The 20537-nt window shown below is 71.4% G+C and carries 16 protein-coding genes and 1 pseudogene; 13 read left to right on the top strand and 4 right to left on the bottom strand.

From position 1 onward, the window contains the following. A complete protein-coding gene (locus tag ACFYWQ_RS00085) occupies window positions 1-687 on the bottom strand; it encodes a maleylpyruvate isomerase family mycothiol-dependent enzyme (protein WP_389511471.1) in 687 nt (228 codons plus the stop codon). 223 nt (window positions 688-910) lie between these two features. Between ACFYWQ_RS00085 and uvrA the strand changes: the two genes are divergently transcribed. Beyond that, the gene (gene uvrA, locus ACFYWQ_RS00080) at window positions 911-3943 is read left to right on the top strand and encodes an excinuclease ABC subunit UvrA (RefSeq protein ID WP_389511470.1); all 3033 of its coding nucleotides are present in this window, start codon (window positions 911-913) and stop codon (window positions 3941-3943) included. A gap of 350 nt (window positions 3944-4293) precedes the next feature. On the opposite strand, the gene ACFYWQ_RS00075 is transcribed toward uvrA, so the two are convergent. Both ACFYWQ_RS00075 and ACFYWQ_RS00070 read right to left on the bottom strand, forming a co-directional pair. Continuing rightward, window positions 4294-5205, bottom strand: a complete 912-nt coding sequence (locus tag ACFYWQ_RS00075; RefSeq protein ID WP_389511469.1) for a carbohydrate kinase — start codon at window positions 5203-5205, stop codon at window positions 4294-4296. Then, window positions 5202-6257, bottom strand: coding sequence for a LacI family DNA-binding transcriptional regulator (locus ACFYWQ_RS00070; RefSeq protein ID WP_389511468.1), 1056 nt, complete (start codon window positions 6255-6257; stop codon window positions 5202-5204). Before ACFYWQ_RS00070 ends, ACFYWQ_RS00075 begins: the two co-directional genes overlap by 4 nt. A gap of 283 nt (window positions 6258-6540) precedes the next feature. Here ACFYWQ_RS00070 and ACFYWQ_RS00065 point away from each other — a divergent pair, with 283 nt between their 5' ends. Beyond that, window positions 6541-7002, top strand: a complete 462-nt coding sequence (locus tag ACFYWQ_RS00065; protein WP_389511467.1) for a Rieske (2Fe-2S) protein — start codon at window positions 6541-6543, stop codon at window positions 7000-7002. Between the two features lie 36 nt (window positions 7003-7038). On the opposite strand, the gene ACFYWQ_RS00060 is transcribed toward ACFYWQ_RS00065, so the two are convergent. After that, window positions 7039-7995 (bottom strand): hypothetical protein, encoded by a 957-nt coding sequence (locus tag ACFYWQ_RS00060; protein ID WP_389511466.1) that lies wholly within the window; start codon window positions 7993-7995, stop codon window positions 7039-7041. A 617-nt stretch (window positions 7996-8612) separates the two neighbouring features. Between ACFYWQ_RS00060 and uvrC the strand changes: the two genes are divergently transcribed. The 11 genes and pseudogenes from uvrC to ACFYWQ_RS00005 form a co-directional block, all read left to right on the top strand. Then, a complete protein-coding gene (gene uvrC, locus ACFYWQ_RS00055; protein WP_389511465.1) occupies window positions 8613-10685 on the top strand; it encodes an excinuclease ABC subunit UvrC in 2073 nt (690 codons plus the stop codon). Then, a complete protein-coding gene (gene rapZ, locus ACFYWQ_RS00050; RefSeq protein WP_389511464.1) occupies window positions 10682-11800 on the top strand; it encodes an RNase adapter RapZ in 1119 nt (372 codons plus the stop codon). Before uvrC ends, rapZ begins: the two co-directional genes overlap by 4 nt. Further along, on the top strand, window positions 11797-12864 hold the full coding sequence (yvcK, locus tag ACFYWQ_RS00045) for a uridine diphosphate-N-acetylglucosamine-binding protein YvcK (protein ID WP_389511463.1): 1068 nt from the start codon (window positions 11797-11799) through the stop codon (window positions 12862-12864). The genes rapZ and yvcK overlap by 4 nt, the downstream gene beginning before the upstream one ends. Continuing rightward, window positions 12855-13844, top strand: coding sequence for a DNA-binding protein WhiA (whiA, locus tag ACFYWQ_RS00040; RefSeq protein ID WP_385064485.1), 990 nt, complete (start codon window positions 12855-12857; stop codon window positions 13842-13844). Before yvcK ends, whiA begins: the two co-directional genes overlap by 10 nt. A 648-nt stretch (window positions 13845-14492) precedes the next feature. Further along, entirely contained in the window at window positions 14493-15500 is a 1008-nt protein-coding gene (gap, locus tag ACFYWQ_RS00035; protein ID WP_389511462.1) for a type I glyceraldehyde-3-phosphate dehydrogenase, read from the top strand. Window positions 15501-15635: 135 nt separating this feature from the next. After that, the gene (locus ACFYWQ_RS00030) at window positions 15636-16847 is read left to right on the top strand and encodes a phosphoglycerate kinase (protein WP_389511461.1); all 1212 of its coding nucleotides are present in this window, start codon (window positions 15636-15638) and stop codon (window positions 16845-16847) included. A 5-nt stretch (window positions 16848-16852) separates the two neighbouring features. Continuing rightward, window positions 16853-17629 (top strand): triose-phosphate isomerase, encoded by a 777-nt coding sequence (gene tpiA / locus ACFYWQ_RS00025; protein ID WP_389511460.1) that lies wholly within the window; start codon window positions 16853-16855, stop codon window positions 17627-17629. Between the two features lie 107 nt (window positions 17630-17736). After that, complete coding sequence (gene secG, locus ACFYWQ_RS00020; protein WP_389511459.1) at window positions 17737-17973, top strand: preprotein translocase subunit SecG; 237 nt, start codon at window positions 17737-17739, stop codon at window positions 17971-17973. Window positions 17974-18183: 210 nt separating this feature from the next. Further along, window positions 18184-18519 (top strand): RNA polymerase-binding protein RbpA, encoded by a 336-nt coding sequence (locus ACFYWQ_RS00015; protein WP_003957010.1) that lies wholly within the window; start codon window positions 18184-18186, stop codon window positions 18517-18519. Window positions 18520-18773: 254 nt separating this feature from the next. Continuing rightward, on the top strand, window positions 18774-20030 hold the full coding sequence (locus ACFYWQ_RS00010) for an MFS transporter (RefSeq protein WP_389511458.1): 1257 nt from the start codon (window positions 18774-18776) through the stop codon (window positions 20028-20030). Window positions 20031-20103: 73 nt separating this feature from the next. Continuing rightward, window positions 20104-20537 (top strand): annotated as a pseudogene (locus tag ACFYWQ_RS00005) (glucose-6-phosphate isomerase); the annotation flags it as partial.

Below are 20537 nucleotides of genomic sequence, written 5' to 3'. Positions count from 1 at the left end.
CTATAGCGGCGGGAGGGCCGGGAGGGGGCCTCCGTCGACGTCCAGGGCCGAGCCGTCGCGGCGCCCGGCGAGCCAGCCCAGGAGGTCCGCGCGGGACCCTGCGACGGTCACCTCGGGATCGCCGGTCTCCCGGCCGGTGTGCCACGCGCGCGTGCCGTCCGTCAGCCGGGTCGGCGGCACGTCGGGATGTCCGGCGAACCGCTGGACCAGGAAGCCGATCTCCCGCTCGGTGAACTCCGCCGACAGGTCCTCCAGCTCGTGACCGATCCCGAGGTCCACATGGTGCAGCTCGACCTCGGCCCACCGCCGGAACGGCACCCGGGCCGCCGAGTCGGTGACCCCACCGCGCAGCTCGACCGTGCGTGACCAGTCGGCGGGCGCGGCGGCCGCCTCCAGGAAGCGGGCCGTGCTGTCCCGGACGTCCGCCAGCTGGACATCGAGCGCGCGGGGGGCGTCCCGCTCGATGTCGGTCTCCCGGGTCTCGCTCGATGCGTACATGGGCCGGCCCTGAAGGACGTTGACCAAAGCGTCGGCGTTGCGTGCCAGGTGGGCGAGGACGTGTCCCCGGCTCCAGCCCGGCAGACGTGACGACTCGGTCACTGCCGCGTTGTCCAGCTCGGCGACCGCAGCGAGCAGCCGCTCGGTCGCTTCACGTACACACCCCAGGTCATGAGCGTGATCAGTCATGGCGCCGACCCTAGTCCTGCCACTCCTTCGGGTGAAGGTGACGGACCGCGGCCATAAATCGAATGCACGTGCTATATGGTCGGTGGCGGCATCGGGCATGCTGGAAGGCCGGGGATTGTTGTCATCCGGTGAATCCCGACCGGCGCTGTCAGTGGCTCCCCCTAGTCTGAGGAAGACGGGGGCCCCGCCCCTGTCACTTCTCTCAAGAAAGGTGCGGACCGGCGTGGCCGACCGTCTCATCGTCCGTGGCGCGCGCGAGCACAACCTCAAGAATGTCTCGCTCGACCTGCCGCGCGACTCGCTCATCGTCTTCACGGGCCTGTCGGGGTCGGGCAAGTCCTCGCTCGCCTTCGACACGATCTTCGCCGAGGGCCAGCGGCGCTACGTGGAGTCGCTCTCCTCGTACGCCCGCCAGTTCCTCGGCCAGATGGACAAGCCGGACGTCGACTTCATCGAAGGCCTCTCCCCGGCCGTCTCCATCGACCAGAAGTCGACCTCGCGCAATCCGCGCTCCACGGTCGGCACCATCACCGAGGTCTACGACTACCTGCGTCTGCTCTTCGCGCGCATCGGCAAGCCGCACTGCCCCGAGTGCGGCCGCCCGATCTCGCGCCAGTCGCCGCAGGCCATCGTCGACAGGGTCCTGGAACTGCCGGAGGGCAGCCGCTTCCAGGTGCTGTCGCCGCTCGTGCGCGAGCGCAAGGGCGAGTTCGTGGACCTGTTCGCCGATCTGCAGACCAAGGGCTACTCCCGCGCGCGTGTGGACGGCGAGACGGTCCAGCTCTCGCACCCGCCGACGCTGAAGAAGCAGGAGAAGCACACCATCGAGGTGGTCGTCGACCGCCTCACGGTGAAGGAGTCCGCCAAGCGCCGGCTCACCGACTCCGTGGAGACCGCCCTCGGGCTGTCCGGCGGCATGGTCGTGCTCGACTTCGTCGACCTCCCCGAGGACGACCCCGAGCGCGAGCGCATGTACTCGGAACACCTCTACTGCCCGTACGACGACCTGTCCTTCGAAGAACTGGAGCCCCGCTCCTTCTCCTTCAACTCGCCCTTCGGCGCCTGCCCGGAGTGCACCGGCATCGGGACGCGCATGGAGGTCGACCCCGAGCTGATCGTCCCCGACGAGGACAAGTCCCTGGACGAGGGGGCCATCCACCCCTGGTCGCACGGCCACACCAAGGACTACTTCGGCCGCCTCATCGGCGCCCTCGCGGACGCGCTGGGCTTCCGGACGGACATCCCCTTCGCGGGCCTGCCGCAGCGCGCCAGGAAGGCGCTCCTGTACGGACACAAGACCCAGATCGAGGTCCGCTACCGCAACCGGTACGGCCGCGAGCGCGTGTACACGACGCCCTTCGAGGGCGCCGTCCCCTTCGTCAAGCGCCGGCACAGCGAGGCCGAGAGCGACGCCAGCCGTGAGCGCTTCGAGGGCTACATGCGCGAGGTGCCCTGCCCCACCTGTGAGGGCACCCGCCTGAAGCCGATCGTCCTCGCGGTCACGATCATGGAGAAGTCCATCGCCGAGGTCTCCGCCATGTCCATCAGCGACTGCGCCGAGTTCCTGGGCGAGCTGAAGCTCAACGCCCGCGACAAGAAGATCGCCGAGCGCGTGCTCAAGGAGGTCAACGAGCGGCTGCGGTTCCTGGTCGACGTCGGCCTCGACTACCTCTCGCTCAACCGCGCGGCCGGCACGCTCTCCGGCGGCGAGGCCCAGCGCATCCGCCTGGCCACGCAGATCGGCTCCGGCCTCGTCGGCGTCCTGTACGTCCTCGACGAGCCGTCCATCGGCCTGCACCAGCGCGACAACCACCGGCTGATCGAGACCCTCGTGCGGCTGCGCGACATGGGCAACACGCTCATCGTCGTCGAACACGACGAGGACACCATCAAGATCGCCGACTGGGTCGTCGACATCGGCCCCGGTGCCGGCGAGCACGGCGGCAAGGTCGTCCACAGCGGCTCCTTCAAGGAACTCCTCGCGAACGCCGAGTCGCAGACCGGTCAGTACCTGTCCGGCAAGAAGGCCATCCCGGTGCCCGACGTACGGCGCCCGCGCGACCCGTCCCGGCAGCTCACGGTCCACGGCGCCCGCGAGAACAACCTCCAGGACATCGACGTCTCCTTCCCCCTGGGCGTGTTCACCGCGGTCACCGGTGTGTCCGGCTCCGGCAAGTCGACGCTGGTCAACGACATCCTGTACACCCACCTGGCCCGCGAACTGAACGGCGCGAGGAACGTGCCGGGACGGCACACGCGCGTGGACGGCGACGACCTCGTCGACAAGGTCGTCCACGTCGACCAGTCGCCCATCGGCCGCACCCCCCGGTCGAACCCCGCCACGTACACCGGCGTCTTCGACCACATCCGCAAGCTGTTCGCCGAGACGACCGAGGCGAAGGTCCGCGGCTACCTGCCCGGCCGCTTCTCCTTCAACGTCAAGGGCGGCCGCTGCGAGAACTGCTCGGGCGACGGCACGATCAAGATCGAGATGAACTTCCTCCCGGACGTCTACGTCCCGTGCGAGGTCTGCCACGGCGCCCGCTACAACCGGGAGACCCTGGAGGTCCACTACAAGGGCAAGTCCATCGCCGACGTGCTCAACATGCCGATCGAGGAGGCCACGGAGTTCTTCGAGGCCGTTCCCGCGATCGCCCGGCACCTCAACACCCTCAAGGACGTCGGCCTCGGCTACGTCCGGCTCGGTCAGTCCGCGACCACGCTGTCCGGCGGTGAGGCGCAGCGTGTGAAGCTCGCCAGCGAGCTCCAGCGGCGTTCCACCGGCCGTACGGTCTACGTCCTGGACGAGCCGACCACGGGTCTGCACTTCGAGGACATCAGCAAGCTCCTCAAGGTCCTCGCCGGCCTGGTCGACAAGGGCAACACGGTCATCGTCATCGAGCACAACCTCGACGTGATCAAGACCGCCGACTGGGTCGTGGACATGGGCCCCGAGGGCGGCGCCGGTGGTGGCCTGGTCGTCGCCGAGGGCACCCCGGAGGAGGTCGCCGGGGTCCCGGCCAGTCACACCGGCAAGTTCCTGCGGGAGATCCTCGGAGCCGACCGCATCAGCGACGCGGCACCGGTGAAGCCGGCGCGCGGGACCGCGGCCAAGAAGACGGTCGCGGCGAGGTCGACGGCGCGGAAGACGGCATCCGCCACGACGTCCGTCAACAACGCGGCGACGAAGAAGGCGGCCTCCACCACCAAGAAGGCGACGCCGGCGAAGAAGACGGCGCGGGCCCGCAAGGCCTGAGCCGAGCCGAGCCGAGCCGAGCTGTGCCCGGCCTCCGGCCGAGCACAAGCAGCCGACCGTAGCCGACAGAACATGACTACTTCCGAACAGTCCTGAAAACAAAGGACGTTCCGGAAAAGCACGGCGCCCCGCGGGAACTCCCCGCGGGGCGCCGTCCGTTCCACCAGCAGCCACCCTGGCCCTGCATCCGACGACAGGCGGGGCCGGTCGCACCTTGACAACACCATCGAGAGAAGCAGAACCAGAAGTCCGGTCAGGGGCGCTCGCGCCCAGGGAGCGGCTGATGCACACCGGCCGTCCCGGGACCCCGGCCGGTGGATGCAGGCCGCTCCACCACCCGTTGCGACCCGCTACGGCGCGCCGACTTCGGCGGCGTACGGCGGCTCGGCGCCCGCCCGTGAGCAGGTGACCGCCGCGGCGCGGGCCGCGAACCGCAGCAGCCGCTCCCAGCCCTCGCGGCCCAGACTCGCGACCGCCGCCGGAGACAGCGCGTCGCGCGCCGACAGACCGTGCAGCAGAGCCGCGTTCACGGTGTCGCCGGCGCCGATGGTGTCCACCACCTCGACCTCCTCGCCCGGCACCGGGTACACCGCGCCGTCCTGGGTGAAGGCGGTCAGTCCGTCGCCGCCGTGAGTGATCACGACGGCCGCCGGGCCGGCGGACAGCCACTCGCGCGGGGTGCCGCCCAGCCATCGGGCGTCCTCCTCCGAGAGCTTCAGCAGGGACACCGACGGAAGCCAGCTCTTGAAACGTGCCCGGTAGGCGTCGGCGTCCGGGATCAGCCCGGGCCGGATGTTCGGGTCGAGCGCGGTGAACAGGCCCCGCGCCGCGGCGGTCCGCATCAGCTCCTCGTAGGCGCTCGCACCCGGCTCCAGGACGAGCGAGCAGGTGCCGAAGGACACCGCCCGCGTCCCGGCAGGCAGCGCGTCCGGGGCGGTGAACAGCCGGTCGGCGGTGCCCTCGACGTAGAAGGAGTAGGCGGCAGAGCCGCTCCCGTCGATCGTGGCGACGGCGAGGGTGGTCGGTTCCGGACCGCGCGTCACCGCCGACACGTCCACGCCCGCCTCCCGGAGTCCGGCCAGCAGCGCCTCGCCGAAGGCGTCGGAGGAGGCACGGGAGCAGAAGGCCGTGGGAGAACCGAGCCGGCCGAGGGCCACGGCCGTGTTGTAGGGACCGCCGCCGAGGGCGGGCCGCAGCGGGGCGAGGGCGCCCGTTTCCTGCGGTACCAGGTCGATCAGGGCCTCACCTGCGACGACGATCACGGGGCGGTTCCTTTCTCGGACGGCGCGGACGGCCGGTCCGGGTCACAGCCGCACGACGTGCGGTGCACGAAGGTGCAGGGGAGCCGCACGGTCCGGGCGGGCCCGTGGGGTGCGGCGATACGTTCGAGGAGGACGCGGACGGCCTGGACGCCCATGTCCTTGCTGGGCTGGGCGATCGTGGTCAGCCGGGGCGAGAACAGGTCCGCCCAGGCGAAGTCGTCGAAGCAGCACAGTGCGAGGTCGTCGGGCACGGTCAGACCCCGGGCGCGCAGTTCGCGCAGGACGCCGAGTGTCATCGCGTCGTTGCCGGTGACCAGGGCGGTCGGCGGGGTGTCCAGGGACAGCAGGGCGGCGGTGGCCCGTTCGGCACCGGCCGACGCGGAGTCACCGTGCACCAGAAGGCGCTCGTCGCAGGGCAGGCCGGCGGCCGCCAGACCGCGCCGGTAGCCGGCGATTCGTTCGGCGGTGGTGCTGAGGCCGGGCAGGCCGGCGACGAACGCGACGCGCCGGTGGCCGAGTGCCGCCAGATGGGTGACCAGCCGGGCCGTGGGCTCGGTGTTCTCGGCACAGACCTGGTCGAAGCGGGGTACGCCGTCGGCCGGTGTGCCGGCGGTCCGGTCGAGGAGGACCGTGGGCACCCTGTGGCGGGTGAGGTAGGCCAGGAGACCGTCCGGTTCCGCCGACGGTGCGACGATCACGCCGTCCACCCGCCGCTCGTGCAGGAGCTGGACGACCTTCCGCTCGTGCACCGGGTCGTCGTGCGGATCGGCGATCAGCAGGCTGTATCCCTGCTCCAGGGCTGCGGCCTCGACCCCCTGGAGGAGCTCGGTGAAGTAGGGGTTGCTGATCGCCGACACGGCGAGCCCGATGGAGCGGGTGCGGGAGGTCACCAGGGAACGGGCGAGGGAGTTGGGCGTGTAGCCGAGCTCCTCCACGGCGTCGAGGACCGCCTGACGGGTGTGGGGGAGGACCGGGCGGGTTTCGTTCAGCACATGGGAGACGGTCGCCACGGAGACCCCCGCTTGCCGTGCCACGTCGGCCATGGTGGCCAAGGAGTCCCCCTCTGTCGCCTGCGGCGGTGCCGTTCCTGGCGGGAAGCTATCCCATCCGGAGATGCGCGTAAACGCTTACGCAAGCGTTTGCGCCCTACGCAACCCCTTACAAGTCCACGCAACCCGCCGTCCGCACACACCACCCCCGGCGGTATCGTGCGCGCGTTCCAGGGCGCACACGCTCCCGCGCCCGGCCTCCGTGTGTGCCACGTCCGGGCCGGGATCGGAGGCGCTGCCGCACGGAGCCCGCCGTCCTGCCACCCGCCGACCAGTGGAGCCCCCCATGCCCGGCCGACCCTCCGCGCGCCGCCGTACCGTCCGGCGAGGAGCGGCTCTCGCGCCCGCCGCCAGGCTTACTGCCGCATCGGCTCTCGCGCCCGCCGCGGGACTCGGTCTGGCCGGCTGCGCGCCGACCGGCGAAGCCGCGGCACCGCCCACGCCCACCGCTCCGGTGGAGCTCGGCGCGGACAGCGAGGTGGCGCCGGGGACCGCGAAGCTCTACCGCGACCACAACGTGGTGGTCAGCCGGTCCGAGAACGGAGAGCTGAAGGCGTACAGCTCGGTCTGCACACACGCGGGGTGCCCCATCAACAGGCTCGACGGGACGACCCTGATCTGCCCCTGTCACGGCAGCGAGTTCGACGCGACGACCGGCGAGGTGCTGCGGGAACCGGCGACCGTGCCGCTGAACGCGCTGCCCGTCACGGCCGAGAACGGCAGGATCCTCGCCGGGCCGGGCGCCTGATGCCCACGGGCGCCCCCTCCCGGGCGGCGCGCCCGTTCACTCCCAGTCCCACCCGATGCCGATCACGCCCGACCGCACACGAGGCTCGACGAGGTGCACGGAGCGGTGCCGTCGGCTGAGCGCCAGTTCCTGACGGCCGCCGCGCGGTGCCGCCGCCGAAGGGCGGGTGAGGCGGTGGCAGCGCGCGGGCAGCGCGTTCTCGTCGAACCGGATCTGCAGCGCGTACTGGCCGCCCGGCGTGCCGAAGCAGCGGACGTACTCCCGGGAGGCGCCGGCGGTGCCGTCCTCGACGCCGTAGCGGAAGAGGAAGGTGTCGCCGGCCCGCAGGCGGGTGTCGAAGAGGAGCTCGGCGACGAGGATGCCGGTGTCGAGGTGCCGCCGGACCCGGCCGGGGCGGCAGTTCTCCAGGGCGTGCAGCGTCATGCGCTCCGGGTCGCACCCGGGGTCGCCGTGGTGGACGGCCACGAAGCGGTCGACGCCGTCGCGGTGGGCGCGGACGATGTGCTGGGACTCCCGTTCCCGCAGTTCCCGGCGCGCGCCGATGCGGACGCGCTCGTGGTGGCCAAGGGTGACGAGCCCGCCGTCCGGAGGGCACTCCAGTTCGACGAGCAGTTCCGTGAGGGTGTCCGAGGCCTCCGGAGGCGAACGGTACGAGCGATCCGACGGCTGCCCGGCGGCCGCGTCCCCGTGGGCCTCCGCGAGCAGCCGGATCAAGGACTCCCGAGGCAGACGCAGGATCTCCTCCAGGGCCCGGACCGCCCTCATCGACTCGGGACGCTGCGGACGCCGGGCGCCCTGCTGCCAATAACTCAGACTGGTGATCCCGACTCTCACGCCGTGCCGTGACAGGTGGTGCTGGACGCGCTGCAGGGGAAGCCCCCGAGCGGCGATCGCGGCGCGCAGGGCGACGTGGAAGGGGCCGTCGCGCAGCGCCGCGTCCAGGTCCGCGGCGGCGTCGGTGCCGGAGTCCGCGTGGTGTGGGGCGTACGGCATGCACAGGCCTCTCTGTGAATGCTCATGACGGCTGGACGGACCGTTCGTGTCGGTGGCCGGGCCCCCACGACACGGGGGCGCCTTCACATCCGTAGGGCGCCGTTCACCGCCCCGAGTTCCCCCGCATTGAAGCGTGTTGCCCAGGCCCCGACAACACCTGACGCCCGAACGCGGTCCGCCGGTGGCCGAGTCGGTGCCCCTTGCCCACGCCCCGGATACCGCCGGGCCGCCACCGGAGCAGCGGGCCGGCGTGCGCATTCCTTCGCCGTGGGGGAGTTCCGGGGCTCCGACACCGGTTGGGGACCGTGACGGCCGGTGGCGGATGTCACGGTCCCCCGGTGTCGCCCCCCGCACCGCTCGATCTCGCCCAGCCCCGCCTTCCGCGACAGCCCCCGCCGTGCCGTCACCAGCGTGGTCCGTGGCCGCCGGCCGCCCTTCCCGGCCACTCCCGCTCCCGTGCTCCCGCACCCACCACCCGTGCTCCCGCTCCCGCGCCGGCATCGTCACGCCCCTGGACCGTCCACGGCTCCGCCAACCGAGCGCACCCCCGCCCCGGACGCTCCACGGTTGTCCACAGCCCCGCCGGGCTGTCACTCCGCGCCAGTAGGGTGTGAGACATGGCCGACCCCTCCAGCTACCGCCCCAAGCCGGGACAGATCCCGGACTCTCCCGGGGTCTACAGGTTCCGCGACGAGCACCGCCGGGTGATCTACGTCGGGAAGGCGAAGAGCCTGCGCCAGCGCCTGGCGAACTACTTCCAGGACCTGGCGGGCCTCCACCCGCGCACCCGCACGATGGTCACCACGGCCGCGTCCGTGGAGTGGACCGTGGTGTCCACGGAGGTCGAGGCGCTCCAGCTGGAGTACTCCTGGATCAAGGAGTACGACCCCCGGTTCAACGTCAAGTACCGCGACGACAAGAGCTACCCGTACCTCGCGGTGACGATGAACGAGGAGTTCCCCCGCGTGCAGGTGATGCGCGGCCACAAGAAGAAGGGCGTCAGGTACTTCGGGCCGTACGCGCACGCGTGGGCGATCCGTGACACCGTCGACCTCCTCCTGCGGGTCTTCCCGGTGCGCACCTGCTCCGCCGGTGTCTTCAAGAACGCGGCCCGCACCGGCCGCCCCTGTCTGCTCGGCTACATCGGCAAGTGCTCCGCGCCCTGCGTCGGCCGGATTCCCGCGGAGGAGCACCGCGATCTCGCCGAGGACTTCTGCGACTTCATGACCGGCCGCACCGGCACCTACCTCCGCCGTCTGGAGAGGCAGATGATGGAAGCGGCCGAGGAGATGGAGTACGAGCGGGCCGCCCGCCTGCGCGACGACATCGAGGCCCTGAAGAAGGCCATGGAGAAGAACGCGGTGGTGCTCGCCGACGCCACCGACGCCGACCTCGTCGCGGTCGCCGAGGACGAGCTGGAGGCCGCCGTCCAGATCTTCCACGTCCGCGGCGGACGCGTGCGCGGCCAGCGCGGCTGGGTGACCGACAAGGTCGAGGAGATCACCACCGGCGCCCTCGTCGAACACGCCCTCCAGCAGCTCTACGGCGAGGAGACCGGCGACGCCGTCCCCAAGGAGGTGCTGGTCCCCGCCCTGCCCGAGCCCGTGGGGCCCGTCCAGGAATGGCTCACCGCGCGCCGCGGCTCCAACGTCTCCCTGCGCATCCCGCAGCGCGGCGACAAGCGGGCCCTCATGGAGACCGTCGAGCGCAACGCCCAGCAGGCGCTCGTCCTGCACAAGACCAAGCGCGCCTCCGACCTGACCACGCGCTCGCGCGCCCTGGAGGAGATCGCCGACGCCCTCGACCTCGACAGCGCCCCCCTGCGCATCGAGTGCTACGACGTCTCGCACCTCCAGGGTGACGACGTGGTGGCGTCCATGGTGGTCTTCGAGGACGGTCTGGCCCGCAAGGGCGAGTACCGCCGCTTCCAGATCAGGGGCTTCGAGGGGCAGGACGACGTCCGTTCCCTCCACGAGGTGATCACCCGCCGCTTCCGGCGCTACCTTGTGGAGAAGGAGAGGACGGGGGAGTGGACCGACGGCGAGCCCGGCGCCGACGGAGCCCTGCCCGACGCCCCCGTCCACACCCTCACCGAGGACGACGGCCGGCCCAAGCGCTTCGCCTACCCCCCGCAGCTCGTCGTCGTCGACGGTGGCCGCCCACAGGTCGCGGCGGCCCGGCGGGCCCTGGACGACCTCGGGATCGACGACATCGCCGTCTGCGGCCTCGCCAAGCGGCTGGAGGAGGTCTGGCTGCCGGACGACGACAACCCTGTCGTGCTGCCCCGCACCAGCGAGGGCCTCTACCTCCTCCAGCGCGTCCGCGACGAGGCCCACCGCTTCGCGATCACCTACCAGCGCACCAAGCGCGCCAAGCGGTTCCGCTCCGGCCCCCTGGACGACGTCCCGGGGCTCGGCGAGACCCGCAAACAGGCATTGATCAAACACTTCGGCTCGGTGAAGAAACTGCGTTCCGCGACGCTCGACCAGATCTGCGAGGTACCGGGCATAGGTCGCAGGACGGCCGAGACGATCGTCGCGGCCCTCACCCGCGCGGTTCCGGCCGCACCCGCCGTGAACACGGCGACCGGAGAAATCATGGACGAGGAGGAGCCCGACACGACGGCGGGCTCCCCCGGGGAACCCGCCACCACGGGCGCCCCGCACGAACGACGGGGGCAGGAGACATGAGCGAGCACGACGCGCAGCACACAGCCGACCCAGGTCGCACGCCCGAGGTGAACCAGGACCGGCCGCCCGCGGCGAACCAAGATCAGAAGCTCACAGCGTCCTCCCAGTCGCCGCCCAGGCGGACAGGCGAGGATGCCACCCGGCACGACGCCGCCGCGCCCGACACGGGCCACGGCAGCGCCGAGCACACCGCAGGCCACGAAGACGGAGCGCAGGTGAGTACGGACGTGACACCACCCGGTATCCCGGAGGCGGCCATCCCCGAGCTGGTGATCATCTCCGGTATGTCCGGGGCGGGCCGCTCGACGGCCGCCAAGTGTCTGGAGGACCTCGGCTGGTTCGTCGTCGACAACCTCCCGCCCGCGCTGATCCCCACCATGGTGGAGCTCGGCGCCCGCTCCCAGGGCAACGTGGCGCGCATCGCGGTCGTCGTCGACGTCCGCGGCCGGCGCTTCTTCGACAACCTCCGTGAGTCCCTCGCCGACCTGGAGGCGCGGAACGTCACCCGGCGGATCGTCTTCCTGGAGTCCTCCGACGAAGCCCTGGTCCGCCGCTTCGAGTCCGTGCGCCGTCCGCACCCCCTCCAGGGCGACGGCCGCATCGTCGACGGCATCGTCGCCGAGCGCGAGCTGCTGCGCGAACTGCGCGGCGACGCCGACCTGGTGATCGACACCTCCAGCCTCAACGTGCACGAACTGCGCGCCAAGATGGACGCCCAGTTCGCCGGCGAGGAGGAGCCCGAGCTGCGGGCCACGGTCATGTCCTTCGGCTTCAAGTACGGCCTCCCCGTCGACGCCGACCTCGTCGTGGACATGCGGTTCCTGCCCAACCCGCACTGGGTCCCGGAGCTGCGCCCCTACACCGGCCTGAACGAGGAGGTGGCGACCTACGTCCTCAACCAGCCCGGCGCCAAGGAGTTCCTCGACCGGTACGCGGAGCTCCTCCAGCTGATCGCCGCGGGCTACCGCCGGGAGGGCAAGCGGTACGTGACCATCGCGGTCGGCTGTACGGGCGGCAAGCACCGCTCGGTCGCGATGTCGGAGAAGCTCGCCGCGCGGCTCGCGGCCGAGGGCGTGGAGACGGTGGTCGTACACCGGGACATGGGACGGGAATGACAGGACGTACACCGCGGCTGGGCCGGCTGCGCAGGGCGATGCCCGAAGGGCGCGTGAGCCGGCCGGTCGTGGCCCGGGGCGGCAAACCGCGCCGCCGCGGCACCCAGCCGAAGGTCGTCGCCCTCGGGGGCGGCATGGGCCTGTCGGCCTCGCTCGCCGCACTGCGCCGGATCACCGGTGACCTCACCGGCGTCGTCACGGTCGCCGACGACGGCGGCTCCAGCGGGCGTCTGCGCGACGAGCTGGGCGTGCTGCCGCCCGGTGACCTGCGCAAGGCACTGGCCGCACTGTGCGGCGACGACGACTGGGGCCAGACCTGGGCCCGGGTCATCCAGCACCGCTTCCAGTCGCAGGGCGAGATCAACGGCCACGCGGTCGGCAACCTACTGATCGTCGCCCTGTGGGAGCAGCTCGGCGACCATGTCCAGGCCCTGGACCTGGTCGGCAAGCTGCTCGGCGCGCAGGGGCGCGTGCTGCCCATGTCCGCCGTACCGCTGGAGTTGCAGGCCCTGGTCAAGGGGCACGATCCCGCGCGTCCCGAGGACATCGACACCGTGCGGGGACAGGCGACCGTCGCGCTGACGACCGGCGAGGTGCAGTCGGTGCACCTCGTGCCGTCCGATCCGCCGGCCGTCCCGGAGGCGGTGGCGGCCGTCCTGGACGCGGACTGGGTGGTCCTGGGGCCCGGCTCGTGGTTCTCCTCGGTGATGCCGCACCTGCTGGTGCCCGAACTGCTGGACGCCCTCACGGAGACGAAGGCACGCCGGGTACTCTCCCTGAATCTGGCGCCGCAGCCCGGAGAAACCGAGGGCTTCTCCCCGCAGCGTCATTTGGAGGTTTTGGGACGACACGCCCCTAAACTCGCCCTGGACGTGGTGCTGGCCGACGAGGCCGCCGTGCCCGACCGCGACTCCCTGACCGATGCCGCCAAGCGGTTCGGGGCCGCGGTCGAGCTGGCGCCGGTGGCCCGGCCCGACGGGACTCCGCGGCATGATCCGGAGCTGCTGGCCGCCGCGTACGACCGTATTTTTCGGATGCATGGAAGGATCGGCCCATGGCGATGACGGCAGCGGTGAAGGACGAGATCTCCCGGCTCCCCGTCACCCGGACCTGCTGCAGAAAGGCGGAGGTCTCCGCCGTCCTGCGGTTCGCCGGCGGCCTTCACCTGGTGAGCGGGCGCATCGTGATCGAGGCGGAGCTGGACACCGCGATGGCGGCCCGCCGGCTCAAGCGGGACATCCTGGAGATCTTCGGGCACAGCTCCGAGCTGATCGTGATGGCGCCCGGCGGGCTGCGCCGCGGCTCCCGCTACGTCGTGCGCGTGGTCGCGGGCGGTGACCAACTGGCCCGCCAGACCGGTCTGGTGGACGGCAGGGGCCGGCCGATCCGGGGTCTGCCCCCGCAGGTGGTCTCGGGCGCGACCTGTGACGCGGAGGCCGCCTGGCGCGGCGCCTTCCTGGCCCACGGCTCGCTCACCGAGCCGGGCCGTTCCTCCTCCCTGGAGGTGACCTGCCCCGGCCCGGAGGCGGCGCTGGCCCTCGTGGGCGCCGCCCGCCGGCTGTCCATCGCCGCGAAGGCCCGTGAGGTGCGCGGCGTCGACCGGGTCGTGGTCCGCGACGGCGACGCCATCGGCGCCCTGCTCACCCGCCTGGGCGCGCACGAGTCGGTGCTGGCCTGGGAGGAACGCCGGATGCGCCGCGAGGTGCGCGCCACGGCGAACCGTCTCGCCAACTTCGACGACGCCAACCTGCGCCGCTCCGCCCGGGCCGCCGTCGCCGCCGGGGCCCGTGTGCAGCGGGCCCTGGAGATCCTCGGGGACGAGGTGCCCGAGCACCTCGCGGCGGCCGGCCGGCTGCGCATGGAGCACAAGCAGGCCTCCCTGGAGGAACTGGGCGCGCTCGCCGACCCCCCGCTGACCAAGGACGCGGTCGCCGGCCGGATCCGCCGGCTGCTCGCGATGGCCGACAAGCGGGCCTCCGACCTCGGTATCCCGGGCACCGAGGCCAACCTCAGCGAGGAGCTCGCCGACAACCTGGTGGGCTGAGCGGGCGGAACCGGCGCCCCGCCCGCCTCGGCCGCCGGACCTCCCGGGCACGGCACGCCACCGGGCCGACCGCACGCCGCTCCGGGACACCGCCTCCCGGCTCACCGGCCGGGTCGGCCACCATCTGCCCCAGCCGTCGACACGCCGGTACCGAAGCCCGTCGAGGCCATCGGCGCCGGCGTCCTTCCGTGGACCCGGATCCGCCGCGCCGGGACGTTCCCGCGCCACCTCGAGGTGACGTTCCCTCTGTCACCGGCCGCGCTCCGGCGGCCACGGAGCCCCCTGCCCGGCCACGCCTCGCTCGTCCCGGACGACGCCGTCCCCCCGGCTTCGGCCCGGAGCGCACAGCCGAAGCCTCCGCGCGCACGGCGCTCATAAGAAAGGCACTCGCCTCAGGCGAGGAGACGACACGCTGAGGTCAACACCGCCCGACCCATCGTGACCGAAATGAGCGACAAACGAGCGGGTGTGGGCTCAGACTCGGGCGGTCCGTACCTCTACTGGTGGGTACGGGCCGTCCTGCCGTGTATGGGACAAGTCGATGTCACCCCGGAGGCCGTGGAGAGGTAGGGTCGGGGGTGGTCGGGGACATCCCAAATACAGCTCGCCGGCACCGCATGGCCGGCGTACCAACGAGGAGATCGGTTCGTGACGATCCGCGTAGGCATCAACGGCTTTGGCCGCATCGGTCGTAACTACTTCCGCGCGCTGCTGGAGCAGGGTGCTGACATCGAGATCGTGGCTGTCAACGACCTGGGTGACACCGCGACCACCGCTCACCTGCTCAAGTACGACACCATCCTGGGCCGCCTCAAGGCCGAGGTGTCGCACACCGCCGACACGATCACCGTCGACGGCCACACCATCAAGGTGCTCTCCGAGCGCAACCCCGCCGACATCCCGTGGGGTGAGCTGGGCGTCGACATCGTCATCGAGTCGACCGGCATCTTCACGAAGAAGGCCGACGCCGAGAAGCACCTCGCCGGCGGCGCCAAGAAGGTCCTCATCTCGGCTCCGGCCAAGGACGAGGACATCACCATCGTGATGGGCGTCAACGAGAACAAGTACGACGCGGCCAACCACCACGTCATCTCGAACGCCTCCTGCACCACCAACTGTGTGGCGCCGATGGCCAAGGTCCTCGACGAGAACTTCGGCATCGTCAAGGGCCTGATGACCACGGTCCACGCGTACACGAACGACCAGCGCATCCTGGACTTCCCGCACTCGGACCTGCGTCGCGCCCGCGCCGCCGCGGAGAACATCATCCCGACCACGACGGGTGCCGCCAAGGCCACCGCGCTGGTCCTGCCGCAGCTCAAGGGCAAGCTCGACGGCATCGCGATGCGCGTCCCGGTCCCCACCGGTTCGGCCACCGACCTGGTGGTGGAGCTGGAGCGCGAGGTCACCAAGGACGAGGTCAACGCCGCGTTCAAGAAGGCCTCCGAGGGCGAGCTGCAGGGCTACCTGTCCTACACGGAGGACCCGATCGTCTCCTCCGACATCGTCAGCGACCCGGCCTCCTGCACCTTCGACTCCTCCCTGACCATGGTCCAGGAGGGCAAGTCGGTGAAGATCCTCGGCTGGTACGACAACGAGTGGGGCTACTCCAACCGCCTCGTCGACCTCACGGTCTTCGTCGGCGGCCAGCTCTGACCCTCGGAGCAGGCACCTCCAGGTGATGGCAGGGCTCGGGCGGCGCACGGACGCGCCGCCCGGGCCCTGACGCACGTACGGAAGAGCCCTCTCTACGATCACGGAGTACCACCAGCCCTCCCGGGAGCAGCTTTCATGAAGACGATCGACGAACTCCTCTCCGAAGGTGTGGCCGGCCGGCGGGTCTTCGTCCGCGCCGACCTGAACGTGCCGCTCGACGGCACCACCATCACCGACGACGGCCGCATCCGCGCCGTACTGCCGACCGTCAAGGCCCTCGCGGACGCGGGCGCCAAGGTGGTCGTCGCCTCACACCTGGGCCGCCCCAAGGGCGCCCCGGACCCGGCCTTCTCCCTCGCCCCCGCGGCCACCCGCCTCGGTGAACTCCTCGGCTCCGCCGTGGCGTTCGCGACCGACACGGTCGGCGAGTCCGCCCGTTCCACCGTCGCGGACCTCGCCGACGGCCAGGTCGCCGTCATCGAGAACCTGCGCTTCAACGCGGGCGAGACGGCCAAGGACGACGCCGAGCGCGGCGCGTTCGCCGACCAGCTCGCCGCACTCGCCGACGTCTACGTCGGTGACGGCTTCGGCGCGGTGCACCGCAAGCACGCCTCGGTCTACGACCTGCCCGCCCGCCTGCCGCACGCCGCCGGCTTCCTCATCGCCACCGAGGTCGGCGTGCTGAAGAAGCTCACCGCGGACGTGCAGCGCCCCTACGTCGTCGCCCTGGGCGGCGCCAAGGTCTCCGACAAGCTCGCCGTCATCGACCAGCTGCTCGGCAAGGCCGACCGGATCCTCATCGGCGGCGGCATGGCCTACACCTTCCTCAAGGCCAAGGGCCACGAGGTCGGCATCTCCCTCCTCCAGGAGGACCAGGTCCCGGTCGTCACCGAGTACATCGAGCGCGCGGAGAAGACCGGCGTCGAGCTGGTCCTGCCCGTGGACGTCCTGGTCGCCACGGAGTTCCCGGACCTGAAGACGAAGGCCCCGGCCAACCCCACCGCCGTCGCCGCGGACGCGATCCCCGCCGACCAGGAGGGCCTGGACATCGGCCCCGAGACCCGCAAGCTGTACGCCTCGAAGCTCGCCGACGCGGCCACCGTGTTCTGGAACGGTCCGATGGGCGTCTTCGAGCACCCCGACTACGCCGAGGGCACCAAGGCGGTCGCCCAGGCCCTCATCGACTCCCCGGCCTTCACGGTCGTCGGCGGCGGCGACTCCGCCGCGGCCGTCCGCCTCCTGGGCTTCGACGAGACCGCATTCGGCCACATCTCGACCGGCGGCGGCGCCTCCCTCGAATACCTCGAGGGCAAGACGCTCCCCGGCCTCGCCGCACTGGAGGACTGACCCAGATGAGCACGCGCACGCCGCTGATGGCGGGCAACTGGAAGATGAACCTCAACCACCTGGAGGCCATCGCCCACACCCAGAAGCTCGCCTTCGCCCTCGCCGACAAGGACTACGAGGCCGTCGAGGTCGCCGTCCTGCCGCCCTTCACCGATCTGCGCTCCGTGCAGACCCTGGTCGACGGCGACAAGCTGAAGATCAAGTACGGCGCCCAGGACATCTCCGCGCACGACTCCGGTGCCTACACCGGAGAGGTGTCCGGCTCGATGCTGGCCAAGCTGAAGTGCACGTACGTGGCGATCGGCCACTCCGAGCGCCGCCAGTACCACGCCGAGACCGACGAACTGGTCAACGCCAAGGTCAAGGCCGCCTACAAGCACGAGCTCACCCCGATCCTGTGCGTCGGCGAGGAGCTGGACGTCCGCGAGGCGGGCAACCACGTCTCCCACACCCTCGCCCAGGTCGAGGGCGGTCTGAAGGACATCCCGGCCGAGCAGGCCGAGACGATCGTGGTCGCCTACGAGCCCGTGTGGGCCATCGGCACCGGCAAGGTCTGCGGCGCCCAGGACGCCCAGGAGGTCTGCGCCGCCATCCGCGGCAAGATCGCCGAGCTGTACTCCCAGGACGTGGCCGACAAGGTCCGCATCCAGTACGGCGGCTCAGTGAAGGCTGGCAACGTCGCCGAGATCATGGCCCAGGCCGACATCGACGGCGCCCTGGTCGGAGGTGCCTCGCTGGACGCCGACGAGTTCGTCAAGATCGTGCGCTTCCGCGACCAGTGATACCGGCTGTGAGTATGCGGTAGACCCGATCCGTCGTACCCTTGCGGGGGCGCGGTGCCGTCGCTGCGCCCCCGTCGTCATCCGAATCCGAGGAAGTTGGTCCAGCCGTGGTTTTGGGGTTCTCGATCGCCCTGATCGTCTTCAGCCTGATGCTGATGCTGCTGGTGCTGATGCACAAGGGGAAGGGCGGCGGCCTCTCCGACATGTTCGGTGGCGGCATGCAGTCCTCCGTCGGCGGCTCCTCGGTCGCCGAGCGCAACCTCGACCGCATCACTCTGGTGATCGGTCTGCTCTGGTTCGCGTGCATCGTCGTCCTCGGCATCCTGATGAAGACGAACAGCTGATCGACGAAGCGTACAGACGCACATTCCGTACGTAACGCCCCATGTTCGGTACGCGCAGCTGAGCGCGGCCTATCATGGGGCTTGCGTCTGTGTGTGGGGGCTGTAACTCCAATCACTGGACGCGCGTTGGGCCTTACGTAGACTGAGGCGCTCGCGGCGAAGCGAAACGCCGACTCGCTTCGCGGCACCATCACGCAGGGAGTTACGACCGTGGCAAGTGGCAACGCGATCCGAGGAAGCCGGGTCGGGGCGGGGCCGATGGGCGAGGCCGAGCGCGGCGAGTCCGCGCCGCGTCTGCGCATCTCCTTCTGGTGCTCCAACGGGCACGAGACGCAGCCCAGCTTCGCCAGCGACGCGCAGGTGCCCGATACCTGGGACTGCCCGCGCTGTGGCTTCCCGGCCGGCCAGGACCGGGACAACCCGCCGGACCCGCCGCGCACCGAGCCCTACAAGACGCACCTCGCCTATGTGCGGGAGCGGCGCAGCGACGCGGACGGCGAGGCGATCCTCGCCGAGGCGCTCGCCAAACTGCGGGGCGAAATCTAGGAGTTGACGATCGGCCAGGTGCCCACGGGGGCGCCTGGCCGCAGTCGTGTCACCGCCGTCACCCCCGACGGCCCGTCATGGCCCGTCATGGCCTGCCATGCCCGGCCGTCGCCCGCCACGGCGGCCTGCCACGGCCGCCATGCCCGGCCGTCGCCGCCGCTGTCGCCGCCACCCCCCGTTGTCAGTGGTCTCCTCTACGGTTTTCGTGTGGGTTCCCGCAGCCGCGGTGAACCGGCGTACCGGGAGGGGGAGACGTGGCGGGGGAGGTGCGTGCGCCCGCGTGGCGCGGGGGGTTCGGGCGGTTGTGGAGCGCCTCCGTGCTGTCCGGCTTCGGCGATGCCCTGCGCGCGGCGGCCCTGCCCCTGCTGGCCGTCTCACTGACCGACGATCCGCTGCTCATCGCCTCGGTCACCGCCTGCGGTCAGCTGCCGTGGCTCCTTTTCGGGCTGATCGGCGGAGCCGTCGCCGACCGGGTGGACCAGCGGCGCGCGATGGGGGCGGTGGACGCGGTACGGGGACTCCTGGTCGCGGGCTTCGCCATGGCCGTCGCCCTCGGCCACGCCTCGATCGCCCTGCTGATCACGCTGGCCTTCGCCCTGACCACGCTCCAGACACTGTTCGACAACGCCTCCACGGCCCTGCTGCCCGCCCTGGTCGACCGCGAGGCGCTGGGCGTGGCGAACGCCCGTCTGATGACCGGTCAGCGGATCGCCGGAGGCCTGGTCGGCGCACCGGTCGTGCCACTGCTGCTCGCCGCCGGGGCGGCCGTCCCGTTCGCGGTCGACGCGGCGACCTTCCTGGTGGCGGCCGCGCTGGTCACCTCGCTGCGGACGGCCCCGCCCGCGCGGGAGCCGAGGGCGGCGGGCAGCACGCTGCGCCGCGAGATCACGGACGGCCTGCGTCACCTGGGGCGGGACGGCCCGTTGCGCGGACTGTGCGTCGCCACCGCCCTGTGCAACATAGGTATGGGCGCCCAGCTCGCCACGCTCGTCGTCCTGGTCACCGGCCGGCTGGACGCGGGTCCCGCGGGCTACGCGGCGGCGGGCCTCGCGGTCACCCTCGGCAGCCTCGCCGGGGGACTGGTGAACGGCCGGCTCGTGCGTCGTGTCGGCCCCCTCCGCGCCGTGTTCCTGGCCGGCGCCGTGCAGAGCGGAGCCCTCGTCGTCATGGGGACGGTGCGCAGCCTGGCCGTGCTGGTCGCCGCGCTCGCCGTCTTCGGGCTCATGGGCATGGTGTGGAACGTCAACACGACGACCCTCATGCAGCAGCGCAGCCCCGCCCACCTGCTCGGCCGGGTGAGTTCGGCCTTCCGGACCCTGGCCTGTGCCGGGGTGCCCCTGGGGGCCCTGCTGGGTGGTGCCGTCGCCGGTGCCTGGGGGCCCGGCGCTCCGTCACTGCTCACGGCGGCCTTCTTCGTCCTGGCCGTCGCCGCGCTGATACCCGCGCGCCGCCCGGACGTACCTGTTGTTGCACCGCAGGACGACACCGCAACAGGTCACCCAGTGCGCTGATCAACTAGGTTGGGACCGGCAGCGGGGCAGGTACGCAGCAGGACAGGTGTAGGAAAGAAGGCTGAAGTCCGACATGAACGCAGACGTCCGTTCCAGGCTCCACCAGACGCCCGAGTGGACCGCACTGGCCGAGCACCGCGACGCACTCGGCGAGGTGCGGCTGCGCGAGCTGTTCGCCGCCGACCCCGGGCGCGGCAGCGGGTACACCTTGCAGGTCGGTGACCTGTACATCGACTACTCCAAGCACCTCGTCACCGACGAGACGCTGCGGCTGCTGCGCGAGCTGGCCGCGGCGACCGGTGTGTTCGGCCTGCGGGACGCCATGTTCCGCGGGGAGCGGATCAACACCACCGAGGGGCGGGCGGTGCTGCACACCGCGCTGCGGGCCCCGCGGGACGCGGTGGTCGAGGTGGACGGGGAGAACGTGGTCCCCGCGGTGCACGCGGTGCTGGACAAGATGGCGGACTTCGCCGGCCGGGTCCGCTCGGGTGCCTGGACCGGGCACAC

The sequence above is a fragment of the Streptomyces sp. NPDC003247 genome (genome assembly GCF_042888135.1).
In the GTDB taxonomy this organism is placed as follows: Bacteria; Actinomycetota; Actinomycetes; order Streptomycetales; family Streptomycetaceae; genus Streptomyces.
The sequence above is the reverse complement of the archived record's forward strand: the minus strand, read 5'-3'. Positions and strand labels throughout refer to the sequence as shown.